This is a genomic window from Paraburkholderia lebeckiae (assembly GCF_050436325.1).
GTDB lineage: Bacteria > Pseudomonadota > Gammaproteobacteria > Burkholderiales > Burkholderiaceae > Paraburkholderia > Paraburkholderia tuberum.
Genome location: NZ_JBNDLZ010000002.1, coordinates 1,615,693 through 1,633,068 on the forward strand (window position 1 = coordinate 1,615,693; position 17,376 = coordinate 1,633,068).

General features: G+C 60.4%; 15 protein-coding genes. 5 read left to right on the forward strand and 10 right to left on the reverse strand.

Annotated elements, in window-relative coordinates:
- Positions 1-2: 2 nt before the first annotated feature.
- From OKW44_RS10650 to OKW44_RS10680, 7 genes are all read right to left on the reverse strand, one after another.
- Entirely contained in the window at positions 3-860 is an 858-nt protein-coding gene (locus OKW44_RS10650; protein WP_429410854.1) for a carbohydrate ABC transporter permease, read from the reverse strand.
- Positions 861-914: 54 nt separating this feature from the next.
- On the reverse strand, positions 915-1,883 hold the full coding sequence (locus OKW44_RS10655; protein WP_084754398.1) for a carbohydrate ABC transporter permease: 969 nt from the start codon (positions 1,881-1,883) through the stop codon (positions 915-917).
- 83 nt (positions 1,884-1,966) lie between these two features.
- A complete protein-coding gene (locus OKW44_RS10660; protein WP_018424416.1) occupies positions 1,967-3,223 on the reverse strand; it encodes an ABC transporter substrate-binding protein in 1,257 nt (418 codons plus the stop codon).
- A gap of 92 nt (positions 3,224-3,315) precedes the next feature.
- A complete protein-coding gene (locus OKW44_RS10665) occupies positions 3,316-4,842 on the reverse strand; it encodes an aldehyde dehydrogenase family protein (RefSeq protein WP_051103871.1) in 1,527 nt (508 codons plus the stop codon).
- A gap of 16 nt (positions 4,843-4,858) precedes the next feature.
- Positions 4,859-5,641 carry an enoyl-CoA hydratase/isomerase family protein gene (locus tag OKW44_RS10670; RefSeq protein WP_018424414.1) on the reverse strand — a complete coding sequence of 261 codons (783 nt, stop codon included), beginning with the start codon at positions 5,639-5,641 and terminating at the stop codon, positions 4,859-4,861.
- Positions 5,634-7,205: an acyl CoA:acetate/3-ketoacid CoA transferase gene (locus tag OKW44_RS10675; protein WP_018424413.1), complete on the reverse strand. Its 1,572-nt coding sequence runs from the start codon at positions 7,203-7,205 to the stop codon at positions 5,634-5,636. The genes OKW44_RS10670 and OKW44_RS10675 overlap by 8 nt, the downstream gene beginning before the upstream one ends.
- A 45-nt stretch (positions 7,206-7,250) precedes the next feature.
- Positions 7,251-8,270, reverse strand: coding sequence for a Gfo/Idh/MocA family protein (locus tag OKW44_RS10680; RefSeq protein ID WP_026226517.1), 1,020 nt, complete (start codon positions 8,268-8,270; stop codon positions 7,251-7,253).
- A 117-nt stretch (positions 8,271-8,387) separates the two neighbouring features.
- On the opposite strand from OKW44_RS10680, the gene OKW44_RS10685 reads away from it, so the two are divergent.
- Entirely contained in the window at positions 8,388-9,473 is a 1,086-nt protein-coding gene (locus tag OKW44_RS10685) for a LacI family DNA-binding transcriptional regulator (protein ID WP_018424411.1), read from the forward strand.
- Positions 9,474-9,610: 137 nt separating this feature from the next.
- Here OKW44_RS10685 and OKW44_RS10690 read toward each other — a convergent pair whose 3' ends face one another.
- Entirely contained in the window at positions 9,611-10,858 is a 1,248-nt protein-coding gene (locus OKW44_RS10690) for a DUF1479 domain-containing protein (RefSeq protein WP_018424410.1), read from the reverse strand.
- 95 nt (positions 10,859-10,953) lie between these two features.
- Here OKW44_RS10690 and OKW44_RS10695 point away from each other — a divergent pair, with 95 nt between their 5' ends.
- A complete protein-coding gene (locus tag OKW44_RS10695; protein WP_084754396.1) occupies positions 10,954-11,886 on the forward strand; it encodes a helix-turn-helix domain-containing protein in 933 nt (310 codons plus the stop codon).
- Between the two features lie 21 nt (positions 11,887-11,907).
- Here OKW44_RS10695 and OKW44_RS10700 read toward each other — a convergent pair whose 3' ends face one another.
- Together OKW44_RS10700 and OKW44_RS10705 are read right to left on the reverse strand one after the other, a co-directional pair.
- The gene (locus tag OKW44_RS10700) at positions 11,908-12,720 is read right to left on the reverse strand and encodes an IclR family transcriptional regulator (RefSeq protein ID WP_018424408.1); all 813 of its coding nucleotides are present in this window, start codon (positions 12,718-12,720) and stop codon (positions 11,908-11,910) included.
- 43 nt (positions 12,721-12,763) lie between these two features.
- The gene (locus OKW44_RS10705) at positions 12,764-13,330 is read right to left on the reverse strand and encodes a VOC family protein (RefSeq protein WP_018424407.1); all 567 of its coding nucleotides are present in this window, start codon (positions 13,328-13,330) and stop codon (positions 12,764-12,766) included.
- A 146-nt stretch (positions 13,331-13,476) separates the two neighbouring features.
- On the opposite strand from OKW44_RS10705, the gene OKW44_RS10710 reads away from it, so the two are divergent.
- The 3 genes from OKW44_RS10710 to OKW44_RS10720 all read left to right on the forward strand — a co-directional run bounded on the left by OKW44_RS10710 (position 13,477) and on the right by OKW44_RS10720 (position 17,350).
- The gene (locus tag OKW44_RS10710; RefSeq protein WP_018424406.1) at positions 13,477-14,325 is read left to right on the forward strand and encodes a fumarylacetoacetate hydrolase family protein; all 849 of its coding nucleotides are present in this window, start codon (positions 13,477-13,479) and stop codon (positions 14,323-14,325) included.
- Positions 14,326-14,383: 58 nt separating this feature from the next.
- A complete protein-coding gene (gene mhpA / locus OKW44_RS10715; protein WP_018424405.1) occupies positions 14,384-15,907 on the forward strand; it encodes a bifunctional 3-(3-hydroxy-phenyl)propionate/3-hydroxycinnamic acid hydroxylase MhpA in 1,524 nt (507 codons plus the stop codon).
- Between the two features lie 96 nt (positions 15,908-16,003).
- Positions 16,004-17,350: an MFS transporter gene (locus tag OKW44_RS10720; protein WP_018424404.1), complete on the forward strand. Its 1,347-nt coding sequence runs from the start codon at positions 16,004-16,006 to the stop codon at positions 17,348-17,350.
- Positions 17,351-17,376: the final 26 nt, after the last annotated feature.

Here is a 17,376-nt window from a genome sequence, read left to right on the forward strand (position 1 = left end):
CCTTACCCCTTTACCGAACCGGCCATCATGCCGCGCACGAAATAGCGGCCGCCGATCACATAGACCAGAAGAGTGGGCAGCGCGGTAATCACGGCGGCTGCCATCTGAACGTTGTACTCACGCACGCCCGTCGACGTATTCACGATGTTGTTCAGTGCGACCGTAATAGGCGCCGTGCTGCCCGTCGTAAATGAAGCACCGAAGAGGAAGTCGTTCCAGATATTGGTGAACTGCCAGATCACCGTTACAGTGATGATGGCGCCGGAACACGGCAACAGGATGCGCAGAAAGATCCTGAAAAAGCGCGCGCCATCGATCATTGCGGCCTTCACCAGTTCATCGGGAAACGCGACATAGAAGTTACGGAAGTACAAAGTCGTAAAGCACAGACCGTAGACGATGTGCACGAAGACGAGACCCGTAATGGACTGTGCCAGTCCGATCTTCCCGAGGAAGGTAGCCATCGGAATGAGCACGATTTGGAACGGGATGAAGCATCCGAACAGCACGAGTCCAAACAGGATGTTGTCGCCCTTGAATCTCCATTTGGTCAGCACGTACCCGTTGAGCGCGCCAAGGAAGGTAGAAATCGCAACGGCGGAAATGACCATCCTTGTCGAGTTCCAGAAAAACCCCTTCACGCCAGAACAATCGAGGCCAACGCAGGCTTCCCCCCAGGCTTTAAGCCACGGCTCCAGTGTCCATGCACGAGGCAACGCGAGAATGTTCCCGCTGTACACCTCCGAAAGAGGTTTGAACGACGTCAGCATCATTACCGCGAGCGGGATCAGATAGACCACGGCGAAAACCGCCAGTAGTCCATAGATCACGATCCTCGATACGTAGTTATGCTTGCCCATCACCATTTGCGGCGAGTCCCAGCCTTTTTTCAACATGACGATCTCCTGACTGGACTAATGCGAGCCGCTGCCGCTGCGCGGACGAAGCTCTGAATAGAGATACGGAACCATGATCGCGGCGACCGTGCACAGCATCATGACCGCACTCGCCGCTCCCATTCCCAACTCGTTTCGCGTGAAGGTGAATGAGTACATGAACGTCGAGGGCAACTCCGTCGAATAGCCGGGACCTGCGCCTGTCAAGGCCACCACCAGTTCATAGCTCTTGACCGCGAGGTGAACGAGGATGACGAACGCGGAAACGAAAGCCGGGCGCAGTTGCGGAATGATGATGCGTCGATAGATAGCCGGCATTCTTGCCCCATCGATCGACGCGGCTTTGACCATGTCCTGGTCGATACCCCGCAGGCCTGCGAGGAACATCGCCATGACGAAGCCGGACGCCTGCCACACCGCGGCGATGACCACGGTGTAAATGGCCATTCGATCATCGATGATCCAGTCGAACCGGAAACTGGTCCAACCCCAGTCGTGGAAAAGCTTCGTCAGCCCGAGACCGGGATTCAGTATCCATTTCCAGGCTGTGCCCGTTACGATGAAGGAGATCGCCATCGGATAAAGAAAGATCGCGCGCAGACCGCCTTCCGCCCTGATGCGCTGGTCGAGAAGAATGGCGAGGCCCAGCCCGATCCCCATGCACAGGACGACATACAGCGATGCATAGATTCCCAGATTGGTGACCGCAATGTGCCAGCGCGGATGTGTCCAGACGCGTCCGTACTGCATCAGGCCGCCCCAGTGCAGATTGGCAAACGCGCGTGAGCGCGTGAACGACAGGACCGTCGTCCAGACGATAAAACCGTAGACGAAGATCAGCGTCGTAATCAACGTGGGCGACAACACGAGCTTTGGCAATACCTGCTCGAACCGGTTTCTCAGGCTTGACCGGCGTTTGTCGTGAAGCTGGGATTCGTCCGTAGTACCTCGTGCCGAGGTATGGACGGTCCGGTGTGTAGTGTGCATGGCAACCACCTCTACTTCGGGAGCATCGGGTCTTCGCAGGGGCACGCTGGTGCGCCCCCGTGAGTTTTAAGACGGTGTACGGCCTACTTGGCGTTGTTGACAGCGTCGACCAGCTGTTTCACCGCATCGGCAGATGACTCGTTGGCGTTGAAGAAATGCGTGACGACGTCATAGACCGCGTTCTTCGGCCCATCGGGCATTGCGTGTCCGTGCGCGAAGCTGCCCACCATCGTGCCGCTCTTCAACGCGGAGCGAAGATCAGCCATCGATTTCTGGCCGCACTCGTCGAACCCATCGGAAGGCACATCGAGACGCGCCGGAATCGCTCCCTTGATCTGATTGAATTTCGCCTGGACGCCCTTGTCCATCACGGTCGACGCGAACGCATTTTCACCAGGCACGCTGGCATCGCTCTTTTTGAACGTCGCAAACTGGTCAGTATTGAAGATGAAGTCGCCCTGGGTGCCGGGATACTGGAAGCACAGGTAGTCGACATTGGCCTTCTTGCCGGCGTTCACGAACTCACCCTTCGCCCAGTCGCCCATGATCTGCATCGCGGCCTTGTCGTTGATGACCATCGACGTTGCGAGGTTCCAGTCACGCCCCGGGAAATTCGGATCGACCATACCGCGCAGCGCGCGCATCTGGTCGAATGCCTTTTCCATCGTCTTTGAGCCGAGCGCGGCAGGATCGAGATTGACAAGGGCTTGGGTATAAAATTTCGGGCCGCCGGCAGACATGACAGCGCTATCGAAAATCGTCGCTTCCTGCCACGGCTGCCCGCCGTGGGCGAGCGGCGTGTAGCCAGCCTTGCGAATCACGGCGGCATCGGCAACCAGTTGGTCGAACGTCTGCGGCGGAGTCAGGTGCAACTGATCGAAAATCTTCTTGTTCGCCCAGATCCAGTTGGTCCGGTGAACGTCGACCGGCACCGCTACCCAATGACCATCGACCTTCGAGAAACGTTGAATCGGACCGGGCACGAGCTTGTCCCATCCTTCCTTTGCCGCGATCGGATCGAGGTTGGTCAGAAAATCCTGCGACGCGTATTCAGGAATGGTAAAGCCGAGCATCTGGATGGCGTCAGGCGGATTGCCGGATGCAACGCGAGCTTTCAGCACCGTGCGCGCTGCTTCGCCGCCGCCCCCTGCAATCGGTGCGTCCTTCCAGGCGTATCCGCGCTGCTTCAAACCGTCCTTTAATACCTCCAGCGCACGGGCTTCGCCGCCCGAGGTCCACCAGTGCATCACTTCGACGGATTTGGTGTCGGCCGCCGATACCGTGCTGCTGCCACTGACGGCGATGGCTGCCACGAGTGCAAAAAGTGTCTTCCTCAACATGTCTCACTCCAGATGGGTTGCTCTCTCTGATGGAGAGGGTTTTCAGTCTTTTTCCCGGCGGCCCCTTCCGCCCGAGGCTTATTTCCTGCCCGCTATTTCTTCGCCGGCAACCAGAGGTTCTTGCGTTCTCCGATATGCAGTTGAATCGTCTTCGTCTCCGTATAGTCCTCGACCGCCTGCTTGCCGAGTTCGCGGCCGACGCCGCTCGCCTTGAATCCGCCAAACGGGAGTTCCGGATATCCGTCGAGGAAGGTGTTCACCCAGATCGTCCCTGCGTCGACACCGCGTGCGACCTTCAGGCAAGTATCGATATCGCTGCTCCACACCGCGGCCGACAAGCCGTACGCCGTGTCGTTTGCGATTTCGATGGCATGATCCAGATCGCGGAACGCGATGACACTCAAGACAGGGCCGAAAATTTCCTCTCTTGCGACACTCATGTCTGCGGTGACATCGGTCAGGACGGTCGGCTGCAGATAAAGGCCGTTAGCGCTTGCGTAACGCCCGCCGCCAAGACGCACCTTCGCACCTGCCGAGACACCGGTCTCGATATGACCAAGGATGTCGTTCATTTGCTGTTCGCTGACGATCGCGCCGACCTTCGCATCAGGATGAAGCGGATCGCCGACAGGCATTTCGCGGGCGCGCTCGATAACAGCAGCGGCAAACCGCTCCACGATGGACTCATGCACCAGAACCCGGCTACCGCTGTTGCAGCATTCGCCGGCGTTGAAGTACACGCCGAACACGACCGCGTCGACCATGGCATCCCAGTCGCAGTCCGGGAAAACGATCTGAGGATTCTTGCCGCCCAGTTCCAGGGCGACTTTCTTGAGTTTCTTCGAGGCCACCCCGGCGAGCATCGACCCCACATGGGTCGAACCCGTGAACGAGAGCATGTCGACCCGCGGACTCTCGGCGAGAGGCTGACCGACGCGTGAGCCCTTGCCCGTCACGACATTCGCGACCCCGGCTGGTACGCCCGCCTTTTCAAGGATCTCCATCAACATGACGGTCGTGCCGGACGTCAGCTCGCTGGGCTTGATCACGCATGTGCAGCCCGCTGCCATCGCGAATGGCAGTTTCTGGCACAGGATCCACAGCGGAAAATTCCATGGCGTGATGATGCCGACCACCCCGATCGGCTGACGCAACACCAGTCCTAGCATGTCCTCGCCCAAGGTGTTGTAGGCGTCACCGCTGGTGGTGCGAGCAAGGCTCGCAGCGTACTGCCACAGATCGACGCAACCGGCGACCTCCGCGCGCGCCTGGGTGAGCGGCTTGCCGTTCTCCAGCGATTCGATTAGCGCAAGACGCTCAATCTGGGCCTGGATGCCATCCGCGATCGCCAGCAGCACGCGGGCACGCTCCGCTCCCTTCATCTTTGGCCAGGGGCCGTTGTGAAATGCACGATGGGCTGCGTCGATCGCCGCGTCGACGTCCTCGGGCGTCGCCACGGCATAGGTGCTGACCAGCTCGCCGTGAGCCGGACTGAGCCGCTCGACACGTTCGCCGCCACCAGCCTCGCGCCACTGCCCGTCGATGTAGAGGCGGCCGTGATACACCTCGAAGTCAGTCTTATGAGACGCCACAAGCAAGGGCGCCAGTTCCGGATTCATGTTTGCAGTCGTCATGTCAGTTACCCTCAAAGTTCGCCGGCCGCTTTTCGCGAAAGCTCAGCATTCCCTCACGCGCATCCGCGGTGGTTGCCGCCAATGCACCCGCCATTGCCTCAAGGGTGGCCGCAGCACCCTCGCCATTTGCCGCGTTCACCAGTTGCTTGGTCAGTTGCACCGACACGGGCGCGAGACGTGCGATCTGTTCGGCCATCTCCAGCGCGGCGTTCAATACACCGCCCGCTGATGCAAGCTCGTCGATCAGACCAATCTCGTGAGCGCGCGTGGAGTCGATACGTCTGCCGGTGAGCGCGAGCATCTTGACCTTGCTCGCCCCAATGACCGAGACAAGCCGTTGCGTGCCAGACCAGCCCGGACATGTCGCTATACCGGCTTCCGGAAGCGCGAAGGTCGCGGCAGGGTCTGCGATCCGGATGTCCGCCACTGCGGCAAGCTCCAGCCCGCCTCCGAGCGCGTGTCCATTGATAGCGGCAATGACCGGTACACGAAGCGCAGCCCAACGATCAAAGATCCTGTGTCCGCGCGGTACCCACTGACGCCACATATCAAGTGGCGTCAGCGCGGACCATTCATTGATGTCCGCACCCACGCAGAAAGCCTTCGTTCCCGAACCCGTCAGGACCACGGCGCGCACATCGGTCCACGTATCAAGCTCAGCGGCGACCGCCTCCAGACGCATCAGCATTGGTGGGGTCAAGGCATTGAGCTTCTCGGGGCGGTTCAACGTGACAACAGCGACTGCGCCGCTGCGCTCGAACTGGATTGCATCGATATCAGCCACGACGTGCCTCCCCGAGTTGCAGGCCGTACGGCGATTCGCTGAAAATCGCCGCATTCATGGTCTTCAGATCCGGTGAAACAATCAGAGGAAAGTCCGCCTGCTCGAGCACGTCCTTGTTCAGGTCGATGCCCGGCGCTACTTCGATCACTTCAAGACCTTCCTTCGTGAGCTGCAGCACACAGCGTTCAGTCACATACAGCACCTGCTGACCACGCTGCTGCGCCATGCGGCCGCTGAACGTGACGTGGTCGACCTCGCCGACGAACTTCTTCGATTTGCCCTCCTGAAGGATCGTCAGCCGTCCGTGACCGACCTCCAGCTTCGCGCCGGCTGTGAAAAAGCCCGAGAAGACGAGCTTCTTCGCGTGCGTCGTAATGTCGATGAAGCCGCCACATCCGGCAGTCAGGTACGGCTTGCTGGGCAGCTTCGACACGTTCACGTGGCCGTTGCGGTCGATCTGCAGGAACGACAGCAGCGAAACGTCGAAGCCGCCTCCCTGGAAGTAGATGAACTGCGAAGGCGACGGCATGATCGCGTCGGCGTTTGCCGAGCAACCGAAGGCGAAGCCGAGCAGCGGCATACCGCCCACCGCACCCTGCTCGATGGCCCACGTCACCCGGCCGTTGAGTCCTTCTTCAAGGAGAATGCGCGGAACGTTGGCCGAAATGCCGAAGCCAAGATTCACCGCGTCTCCGTCCGCGATCTCCATCGCCGCGCGACGGGCAATCACCTTTTCTGCGTTCCAGTCGGCCAATGCAAATTCGCTGTCCGGAACCTTGATTTCGCCGCTGATCTCCGGGTCGTATTCGATCTGCGTCGTCTGTTTCTGCTCGGGGTCCACGACCACGTAGTCAACGAGGTTGCACGGAATATGCACCTGCTGCGTACCGAGCGACCCAGCCTTCACGACTCGCTTGACCTGGGCGATGACAATGCCGCCGTTATTGCGCACCGCAAGCGCCTGGTCGCGGCCGCCAAGCAGCGCGCCTTCGTGTTCGTAAGACAGGTTGCCCCGCTCGTCCGCTGTGGTGGCACGCACGATTGCGACGCGCGGCACGATATTCGGAAAGAAGAGCCACTCCTCGCCCGCGAACGTGACCTTTGCCACGATCGGCTCGGATTCCGAGAGACTGTTCATTGCGCCGCCCTGCCGGTCCGGATCGACGAAAGTGTCGAGCCCCACCTTGGTGAGGACACCGGGGCGCTTCGCGGCCGCGTCCCGATGCATGTCAAACATCACCCCGCTCGGGAGGTTGTATGCGCGGATTTCGTTGTCGACGACCATCCGCCAGATGTCGGGCATCGGTAGACTCGATGGGCCGCTGGGAAACGAACCGGCGATAATCGACTTGATAAGCCCGTGCTTTGCCAGATGGTCAATACCTTTGACGCCATACATGTCGCCGGCTGCGATCGGATGCAGCAGCGAAAGTGCTCGAGGATGGCCCTCGGTTTCAAAGCGCGTCCCGATCGCCGCCAGCATGGCGTCGGGGCAGCCAAGGCCACTCGACGAACTGACGGTCACAACGTCACCATCGTTGATCAGGCCTGCGGCAGTCGCCATCGAAATAACTTTGCTGGAACCCACAATAGATCTCCTCAAACTGACTCAGCGCGCGAACTGCTGCGGGACGGCGACGTGTGCACCGGTCGAAGCCGACTCTTGAAGCGCAAGCGCGCTAACCAGTGACCGGTATCCGTCCCGGCCGGTCGCCGCGGGATCCTCACCGAGGAGAACAGCGCGATGGAACTGGGCGACTGCCGTGACATAGAGGTCCTGATGGACGACCTCGATGATTTCGAAACCTGCTGCTGAACGCAGCTCGATTTCTCCAACGGCGCGCTGGGTCATCACGTCACGTGCGATGAGCGAGCCTTCGGTCCCGTGGACCTCGAGGCCGGTCGGTGCGTACGGCACGGTGAACGCGTCGTGTATCTGGGCAAGCACGCCGTTACTGAACCGGATGATTCCCATCACGCCGTCGGCGAGGCCGCGTGTACCCATGCTTCCGGACGAGGTCATCGCGCTCACTTCGACGGGTTCTGCATCCAGAATGAAGCGAAGGGTGTCGGCGTCGTGCACGGAGATGTCGAGCACGACGCCGCCGCCCGCATCAGGGCGCTCGATTCGCCAGCCGCGCAGGTGCGGAGGCAGGGAGACCGCGTGGAAGACACGCACGTAAAGCGGCGTGCCCACCGCGCCTGAACGGATGAGTTCACGCAGACGACGGTGTGTCGCTGCACACCGCAGGTGATGATTCGTGCCGAGGATGACCTTATGCGCAGCGCACGCCTCGATCATCTGAGCGGCGTCAGCCTCTGAGAGCGCAAGCGGCTTTTCGCAGAGCACGTGTTTGCCGGCGGCAGCGGCCGCCAGTACCTGAGGCAGGTGTTTTTCGTTGGTGCTGCTGATGTAGACCGCGTCGATGTCGCGATCGGCGAGGATCTCATCGAGGTTCGTGCCGGACTTTGAAATCCGATGCTTGTCGGCGAACTCGCGAGCGCGCCCGGCGCTGCCACTGACGACGGCTTCGATCGTGCCGTCCGGCTGCGACCGGATCGCGTTGACCATCCACTCGTCCGCTATGGTGCTGGCGCCGACTAGCGCCCAGCGAATATTAGTAGCCATTGTCTCTCTCCATTGGAACGTTCCAACGCGCGTCTATTGGATCGTTCCAACCAACTGTAGTAGACTCATTTCACCGTGTCAAACACTTTTTGGAACGTTCCAATTGTGCAAAGCAACATGAAAACCATTCCGACGATTCAGGACATTGCAGCGGCTGCGGGGGTATCCAAGTCGACAGTCTCGCTGGTCCTTCAGCAGAGCCCAAAAATCAAGGCGGAGACGGCCGACAAGGTTCGGGCGGCGGCACAGCTCCTCGGCTACGTCTACAACCGCGGCGCAGCAAATCTGCGCGGGACCCGAAGTACCATCGTCGGCATGGTCATTAATGATCTGACTAACCCTTTCTTCGTCGAGTTGCTCGTCGCCATCGAGCGGGTACTCGCGCAGTCCGGATACACGACGCTGATGGCGCACACTGCCGAAAACGTCGCGACCCAAACCCGTGTTCTGCAATCGATGCGTGAGCAGAATGTGGCCGGCCTGATCATGTCTCCTGCGCTGGGAACACCTGAGCAACTGCCGGACGAGATCAAGTCCTGGGGAATTCCACTTGTCCTTGTCATGCGACCGATGGGCACGGATGTCGACACGGTCGGAGTCGACAACAGCTTTGGATTCGCTCTCGCGACGGAACATCTAGTTGCTCAGGGCCACACACGTATCGCATTCGCCGGTAATCGAACCGGATATGCGGTTGCGAATCAGCGCAGGCAGGGCTACCTCGCGGCGATGGCCAATCATGCCCTGACTGTCGCCGACGAGTGGATCATCGATGTTGAACTGACTCCGGAGGGCGGTCGCAAGGCAGTCCGCGCCATCTTCGAGATGCGGCCTCGTCCGACGGCGGTGGTTTGCTATAACGACCAGGTTGCGTTTGGCGTGTTGCATGAGCTGGACCGAATGGGCAAACGTGCGGGCAAGGCGCTCGCGGTCGTTGGCTGTGACAATGTGGTGGCGGCAGAACATACCAATCCGCCGCTCACTACTCTTTCCGCCGGCGCGGACAAACTCGGCACGATCGCTAGTGAGACGCTGCTGGCCAGGCTCGATCCAGCGGCGGACGGAAAAGAACCACCTGTGCAGTACTTCGCCGTTCCGCAGCTAGTCGTCAGGGAATCAAGCGTGGGCTCCGCGGGGCGCCACCCGTCTCTGTCGATCGATCCCACCCGCACAGAACGTCGCGTTGCAGGCCAGCGGCAATAGACTTCTGTCCCCTTGATACATCGCGCGTCAGCCAGAGAGCCTGGCCGGATCGTGTCGGGCCGCCTGGGCTAACCCCGAACCGACCAGGCTACCCGCCTACGAATCGGCGATTGCCTTGAACCCCCAGCGAGGGCGTTTCACAGCGTAAAGCCCATCTGGTCCTTGCCGAGTTCAGTCAGGTCTGCCTCCGCCGCACGTCCGACAAAGTCGACTTCGAAATTGTCCGCAGGAAAGTCCGGCGGGCTATCTCCGTTGAGAAAGGTCGACAGCTGGCGTTTAAGGTAGGCGTCGTTCTTTGCACACGCTGGCGCAGCCGATATGTACATGACGTTGCTGTAGCCCTTGCCACGATGAGCATCTTCGACCGCGTGAATCACGTCGCTATGCCAGAAGACGGTGTCCCCTGCCTGCATCAGTGGAATGGAGGACAACGCTTCTTGAAGCGGACCATGCCACTCCCGCTTGATCGAAAGTGCGCGGCCAGGTAATGCGCCGCACAGATCGTCTTCTGGCACGTCATCCTGGAGAGCGCGCAACAACACATACACCATGGCGTTGGCAATTGGCACAAGCTGAAGCGTGCCGTCTCCCGGACCTTGCGGAGTTAGCGCTGTCCAGCCCTGGAAAGTACGGAACATCGAACAGACAGTCGGTGACGGAATCTCTCTCGCCTCGGGGCGATACGCGGCATCGAACGCGTCGTAGCGGCGCCAGTCGCCACTAAACACGTGTCGATAAACACGCCGGAAATTGTCGTCAAGCCAACGTTCGACTGACCCACCGTCGCAATGAGCAGACAGCCCGAGCGACTCCGAGCCGGGGGGGCGACGTCGCAGCCGGTCCGCGTACACCGGAACGCGGTCCGGATCGAAATGAACGCGCCCTTCGCTGTCGTGTTTCCAGAGACGGTTCAGAAAGACGCGCGTCTGAGTGAGTTCGGGCGCCTGGCGCGCTTCGACCTGAGGCTTCGACCAGTAAATGCCATAGATCTGGGGCTTGCTCGAAGCGAGGTTGCCGAAGTACTTGTCTTCTGCGCGATGCGCGAGTTTTTCGTCGAGGTCATTGGACTCGACATACTCAGCGACCTGCGCGTCCCAGCCTTCAGCGCGCTCGCGGCTGAACACGCCCCGGACGACGCAGGCCCCTCGATCCTTGATCGATGCGATCTGCGCGGCGCTCACCCGGTCAGCCGCGATATCCGCATACTGGATTTCAGGAATGACGGACTCACCGCGGGCACGCTGCGCCACGATGGTAGCGACCTTGCGCTGAATTTCAGCTTCGACCTGCTGGAATACTTCCTTATAGTTCGGAAGGCCGGCGCGCAACAGCTTTTTAGCCGCCCGAATAGCGGTCGGCAAATCGTCGATGTGAAGGGATTCCATGGTGGCGTCTCCTGGTGTTCTTTGATGACTGAAGCTTAGCCTGGGCCACGATGGACGGGTGATACAATAAGGTCAACTTCTTTGCGATTCCAGCCATGAAGCCTCTATACGAACATGTCGAGATGAGCGCCGGATGCTCCGTGCGGGTTTATCACCGGAAGCTTCCGCGTATTCCGTTCGAATGGCACCATCACCCGGAATATGAACTCACCTTGACGATGAATAGCCGTGGCAAGCGCTACATCGGTGACTCGATCGCCGGGTACGAGGGCGATGACCTGGTGCTCGTCCCGCCGGACTTGCCTCATACCTGGTCGTCGAACCGTTCGATCGACGACAGCGCCCCGCAGGTCGCCATCGTCATCTGGTTCGAAGGCGACTGGGCGCGACGACTGGCAGATTGCTGCCCCGAGTACGAAGCACTTCATCGGCTTCTGCGACGCGCTGCCTGCGGCCTTGCGTTCAGAGCGGAAGCCGGGGCAACGGTGCGTAGTCGACTCGAGGGTCTTTTGTCAGTGTCTCCCAGAGAGAGACTCAGCGTTGCGCTGGACATCCTGTGCACATTGGCCGATGAGGAAGCACGGCCACTCGCGTCCGCCAGCGCATTTGATCAGGGCAACGTGGGGCGGCCTTCCGGCCACGAGCCGGAGCGGATAAATCGGGCGTTAGCAGTTATCGAGGCACGGTTTGCCGAACGGCTGACACTGGCGGAATTAGCCGCCGCCGCAACCCTTTCAGAGCGCACACTCAATCGATATTTTGTTCAACATATCGGCGAAAGTGTCGGGAAGTATGTGAGCCGTGTGCGAATCGGTCACGCATGTCGAATGCTCGCAGACACCTCATGGCCCGTGTCGGTTATCGCCGCGCATTCGGGATTTCCCAACGTTGCCAATTTCAACCGTCAATTTCGCGCGCTAAAAAAGACGACTCCCGCAGCCTATCGGAAAGAGTTTGCGGGTCGGCCACGACATCAACTGAATGCCCCGTTGACACTGGAGGCGAGGTCGCCATCCCTGGACCGCTGATGAATGGCCTTCAGCTTGTGACTAAGCGGAGCGCTTGGCTCGCGATATCGTGTGCGACGAAGCGACGGCTCCGATTCCCCTACTTTCGATGACCGCACGCGTGCGCTGGGAGGTTCGCGCCGCTGCCTCCCGGATCGATTCCACGAGCCGGTCCAGATTCGCAAATTCGAGGCGCTGCGTCGGTACGATCACCGCAAGCGATCCGACTGCTTCGCCCGAATCGTCCGTGAACAGCGGCGACGCCAGTGCAGAAACGCCGTTTTCCAGTTCGTCCCTCGACAGGTAAAAGCCCGCGCGTCGGATTTTGAGCAGCGACGCGCGAAACTCGTCGAGTGTCGTCCCCAAGCCGCTTTGCGCGATCTCTTCGGCATACTGATCGAACAGAACCGCCAGCTTGGCCTTCGGAAACGTGGACAGGATCGCTTTTGGAGCGGCGCCGAGAAACAGGGGCCGCGGACGGCCCCGGCCGTATCGGAGGTCAAGCGCCGCCTCGTGCGTTTCGCGATGCGTGTCAACGAGCTCGCTGCCGTACCAGCGCGACATCACCACATCGAAGCCCGAGTGTTCGCTCAACTCGCGCATGATCGGCTGGCCGATCGCAAGCAGCGGATCCGACACGCGCAGATGGTAATCAAGCTTGATGATGCGAGGGCCGAGACCATAGTCCCCGCCTGCAAAGCGGATGAGCAAGCCGGCGTCCACGAGCTCGCGCACATAGCGGTAAGCCGTTGGAATCGAGCAGTCGAGTTCGGTGGCAACGTCTTCGACGGACAGGAACGGCTTCGCCTCCGAAAACAGCTCGAGTATGGATAACAGTCTCGTGATGCTCGACATCTCTGTGCAGGGCTCCTCGTGTGTGAACGGATTATATCCGCGCTTATGCAAGCCCCATCCGCTCGGCCATTTCTGCCTGCCAGACGCTGCGCGGCCTGAACCCCGATAGCGCGCGCGCATGGTGTTCGACGGCCGCGATCAGTTCAGCGTCGGGCAAGTTGAAGTCGACAGGCACCCGCATTGGCTGATCGACATACCACGGCGTGTCGATGAAGAGTTCGAGGCGGTTGCCTTCGGGATCGCGCGCATAGATCGAGATCGCATTGCCGTGAGTGACGGGGTTGATTTCCTCCAGGCCTTCCGCGACGAACCGCTGGTAAAACTGCCTCAGCGTGGCAAGGCTGTCCGCTTCGAACGAAATCTGGTTGATCGGATTGAACGTCAAGTGTTCGGGGCGGCCGCTCGCGAGCACGATCTGGTGATGCACCGCGGGATCGCGGCTCAAGAACACGAGTCGCACAGTGCCGTGCGGCGTCTGCAGCGTTCCCCGATCCGTTACGGTGAACTCCAGCACCCGGGAATAAAAGTCCTCCAGCCGTGCCATGTCGCTCACATAAAAACCCATGTGACTCAGCGACAGGCCCGCTCGCGCTTGCTTCATACCGTTCATGCTTGTCTCCACATAGTGATAAACCCTAACAAAAAAGACGTTGTGTCCTTTGTTAAATTTAGTTTATTCTCAAAATAAGATAAATGCACAACTTTTTGAAGGATCGAAGCGCTGATCGCATCGACTTTTTATCCACCGGAGCATCAATGAAACTCGCCAGCTTTTCTACCCATCAAGGCCCCTCGTTCGGCATCGTTCGCGACGCAACCGTATTTGACCTCGGCAAGCGTCTTGGCGGCCGCTATGCGGATCTGAAAGCGCTGATTGCCGCCGATGCATTCGGTGAGGCTGCCCAGGCGGCCGAAGGTACGCAGGGCGACTACCCGCTGTCGGAAGTCACGCTGTTGCCGGTCATTACGAACCCCGGGCAGATCTTCTGTATCGGGCTGAACTATGCCGAGCACGTCAAGGAAACCAATCGCGAGACCACCGAGCAGCCGGTCATCTTCATGCGCGTGCCGGCTTCGCAGGTTGGCCATGGCCAGCCGATGCTGCGTCCGCCGGAGTCGCAGCAGTTCGACTACGAGGGCGAAATTGCCGTCGTCATCGGTCGCGGCGGACGGCGCATTGCCGAAGCCGACGCGTGGAATCACATCGCTGGCTACGCCTGTTACAACGACGGCTCCGTGCGGGACTGGCAGCGCCATACGAGCCAGTGGGGGCCGGGTAAAAACTTTTATCGCACCGGCGCGTTCGGGCCGTGGATGGTGACGAGCGACGAGATCGAACCCAACGCGGTAATGACGCTCGTCACCCGCCTGAACGGCCAGGAAGTACAACGCGCGACGACGCAGATGCTGATCCACGGCATCGCCAAACAGATCGCCTACCTGTCGACCTTCACCCCGCTCTCTCCAGGAGATGTGATCGTGACCGGCACGCCCGGCGGCGTCGGGGCGAAACGCAACCCGCCGCTCTTCATGAAGCCGGGCGACGTGACAGAAGTGGAGGTTGACCGGATCGGTGTGCTGTCCAATCCGGTTGCCGACGAGTAACACCCGGCGCCGGACTCACGCTGTGCGTGCGCCCGGCGTCTTCCAGACGGACTCAGACATGTCAGATAAAACCATTTCGACGCACGCGTGTGATTACGACGTGGCAGTCATCGGCCTCGGGCCCACCGGCGCGACGCTGGCCAACCTTCTGGCAATCGAAGGCTTGCGGGTGCTGGTGCTGGAGCGAGACAAGGACATTTTCGCGCTGCCTCGCGCAGTGCACTTCGATGGCGAATGCATGCGCGTGTTCCAGACCGTCGGCATCGCGGACTCACTGCTTCCCAAGCTGTTTGTCGGTCCCGGCATGAAATTCGTGAACGCCGAGGGCACGTTGCTGATCGACTGGCAGCGCCCTACTTGCATCGGGCCGCACGGCTGGTGCGCGAGTTACAAGTTTCATCAGCCCGATCTCGAGAACGCGTTACGTGAACGCCTGGCCGGCCAGCCGAATGTCGATGTGCGCCTGCGTCACGAAGTGTTCGCGCTAGACGAAACGAGCAATGGCGTCCGGCTCCGCTTCGAAAACACGAGTTGCGGCAAGCTCGGCCATGCCACTGCCCGTTACGTCGTCGGCTGCGACGGCGCACGCTCGATTGCGCGGCGCTTCATGGGCACTGAACTCACCGATCTGAAATCGCATGAACGTTGGGTGGTCGTCGACGTATTGCTTGACACCCCTCGGCCCGACCTCGGCGATTACTCGATTCAATACTGCGACCCGGCGCGCCCGACCACCTACACGCGCGGCCCCGGCAATCGCCGCCGCTGGGAGATCATGGTGATGCCCGGCGATGATGCGGCACAACTCGGTTCTCATGAGTGGCTGTGGGGCAAGCTCGCTCGCTGGATTTCGCCGGCCGACGCACGCCTCGAACGTTCCGCCATCTACACCTTTCACTCGGTGGTGGCCAACGGCTGGCGCCGTGGACGACTTCTGCTTGCCGGAGATGCAGCGCATCAGACGCCGCCCTTCATGGGCCAGGGGATGGCGGCCGGCATTCGCGACGCGTCGAATCTCGCATGGAAGCTGGGTGCCGTCATCCGCGCAGAGGCGCCTGATACCCTGCTCGATACGTACGAATCCGAGCGTTCGCCGCACGTGCGCGAATTTATCAAAACAGCGGTACAGCTCGGGTCCGTGATTCAGACGACCCGTCCGGAACTTGCTAGCAGCCGTGACAGCGAAATGAGCGCAGCGATTCGCAATTTCGTCACCCCGCAACCGAAGCTCGGCCCGGGAGCCTGTCTCGATGAACCGTCAGGCGTTGTTGGACAAATCGCACCCCAACCCCGTCTGGCGGACGGACGCCTGCTGGACGACGTGGTCGGTTATCGCTTTGCACTCGTCGTGCTACCGGAGTTGCTCGCTGAATGTAGCGACATTTCCAGTCGCGCCGCGCAGGCTGGCGTCGAGATCGTCGCCAGCGAAGGGGTTGCCGTCCGTGAGTGGTTAGCTTCAACCGGCGCTTCGGCTGTGCTTATACGTCCCGACCGGTATGTGTATGGCGTCGCTCAGGAGGCGGAATCCTTGTGCTGTCTGCTTGAACACGCATTACCTGGCCTGCAGACAGAGAGCGCATGACCTGGTAAGCCCGCAAAACGCGTTGAAGCGCGAGAGACATCGTTACCAACGCACGCACATCATTGGACACAGAAGCCAACAATCACTGGAGGAGTCATGGAGACAACCCGTAATCCGGTCGGCGGCGCCGACCAACCGCAGCCCCCCGGCCTGACATGGTCGCAGTGGAAGATGATTCTCATCGCGAGCCTTGGCGGCTCGCTGGAGTTTTACGATTTCATCGTCTACGGCTTTTTTGCGCATAACATCGCGGCCCAGTTTTTCCCGAATGCGTCGTCGCTGATCAGCATGCTCGCGACTTTCTCCGTGCTTGCGATCGGATACGTGATCCGGCCGCTCGGCGGGATTGTGCTCAGTAGCTGGGGCGACCGTTATGGCCGGCGTCCGGTATTCCTTGGCTCGATCATTGTGGTCACGACCGCGACCATCTGTCTGGGGCTGCTGCCCAACTACCAGAGCTGGGGCATGACCGCGTCGATCCTGTTGATCATGCTTCGCATGCTGCAGGGTTTTTGCGTCGGCGGAGAAATGCCCGGCGCCATCACCTATGCGGTGGAAGCGGCACCGCATCGCGCGGGCCTTGCCGCGGGCATCATCATTTGCGCGGTCAACGTGGGCGTGTTGCTGGCTACGTTCGTCAACCTCGGCATCCAGACCTACCTGTCGAGTGCGGATGCGGCGGCATATGGCTGGCGGATCGCGTTCCTGTTCGGCGGCGTTTGCGGGATTGTCTCCTACTGGATGCGCCGCAATCTGGACGAGTCGCCCGAGTTCAAGGAGATGCACGGAGCCGTAGTCAAACAACCGTTTCGCGAGACGCTGCGACGTCATGGCAAGGCCGTTGCGACGGGAGCGCTCACGATCGCGGTGATGGCCGGCGTCAACGGCATACTGTACGGTCACATGCCCGCTTATCTCGTGCAGCAGTTGCACTACGCGCCCCGGACCGCGGCGATTGCCCAGAACGCCTATCTGATTGTCAGCTCTTTCGGCCTGCTCGCTGCGGGCTGGTTCGGGGACAAGATCCCGCGCCGGTATCTCCTGCGCACGTCCGCGGCGCTATTGATCCTGTTGAGCTACCCGTTCTATCAAGCGCTCGTCAACCATACCGTCGATCCGGTCGTGCTATTTGTCCTCGCCGGCGTCGTTTTCTCACTGGCAAGCGGTACGTGGGCGTCGGTACTCGCCGATCAATTTCCTGTCCAGGTCAGATTCAGTGGAATCGCGCTTGCATACAACCTGTCTGTCGTCGTATTCAGCGGTTTTGCGCCGTTGCTGGCCACTCTACTGATTCGCCAGACCGGTTCCCTCGCAGCGCCAGCCTACTACGTTATGGGCGCATCCGCGGTCGCGCTGATTGCAAGCTGTGCATTGCCGATGGGAAGGTTCGCGGCCGAACCCATTTCGCAGGGAAATCGACTGAGCGGCGAATTATTGCGTTGACCGCGGCGAACGACTCGCGGTGCGGA

What these genes read in the sequence shown, in the direction of transcription:
- OKW44_RS10665 (WP_051103871.1), bottom strand. Translation starts at nt 4,842, where the DNA reads ATGAATCCGGAACTGGCGCCCTTGCTTGTGGCGTCTCATAAGACTGAC.
- mhpA (WP_018424405.1), top strand. Translation starts at nt 14,384, where the DNA reads ATGTCAGATAAAACCATTTCGACGCACGCGTGTGATTACGACGTGGCA.
- OKW44_RS10690 (WP_018424410.1), bottom strand. Translation starts at nt 10,858, where the DNA reads ATGGAATCCCTTCACATCGACGATTTGCCGACCGCTATTCGGGCGGCT.
- OKW44_RS10680 (WP_026226517.1), bottom strand. Translation starts at nt 8,270, where the DNA reads ATGGCTACTAATATTCGCTGGGCGCTAGTCGGCGCCAGCACCATAGCG.
- OKW44_RS10705 (WP_018424407.1), bottom strand. Translation starts at nt 13,330, where the DNA reads ATGAACGGTATGAAGCAAGCGCGAGCGGGCCTGTCGCTGAGTCACATG.
- OKW44_RS10660 (WP_018424416.1), bottom strand. Translation starts at nt 3,223, where the DNA reads ATGTTGAGGAAGACACTTTTTGCACTCGTGGCAGCCATCGCCGTCAGT.
- OKW44_RS10685 (WP_018424411.1), top strand. Translation starts at nt 8,388, where the DNA reads ATGAAAACCATTCCGACGATTCAGGACATTGCAGCGGCTGCGGGGGTA.
- OKW44_RS10710 (WP_018424406.1), top strand. Translation starts at nt 13,477, where the DNA reads ATGAAACTCGCCAGCTTTTCTACCCATCAAGGCCCCTCGTTCGGCATC.
- OKW44_RS10655 (WP_084754398.1), bottom strand. Translation starts at nt 1,883, where the DNA reads ATGCACACTACACACCGGACCGTCCATACCTCGGCACGAGGTACTACG.
- OKW44_RS10695 (WP_084754396.1), top strand. Translation starts at nt 10,954, where the DNA reads ATGAAGCCTCTATACGAACATGTCGAGATGAGCGCCGGATGCTCCGTG.
- OKW44_RS10675 (WP_018424413.1), bottom strand. Translation starts at nt 7,205, where the DNA reads ATGGCGACTGCCGCAGGCCTGATCAACGATGGTGACGTTGTGACCGTC.
- OKW44_RS10700 (WP_018424408.1), bottom strand. Translation starts at nt 12,720, where the DNA reads ATGTCGAGCATCACGAGACTGTTATCCATACTCGAGCTGTTTTCGGAG.
- OKW44_RS10720 (WP_018424404.1), top strand. Translation starts at nt 16,004, where the DNA reads ATGGAGACAACCCGTAATCCGGTCGGCGGCGCCGACCAACCGCAGCCC.
- OKW44_RS10650 (WP_429410854.1), bottom strand. Translation starts at nt 860, where the DNA reads ATGGGCAAGCATAACTACGTATCGAGGATCGTGATCTATGGACTACTG.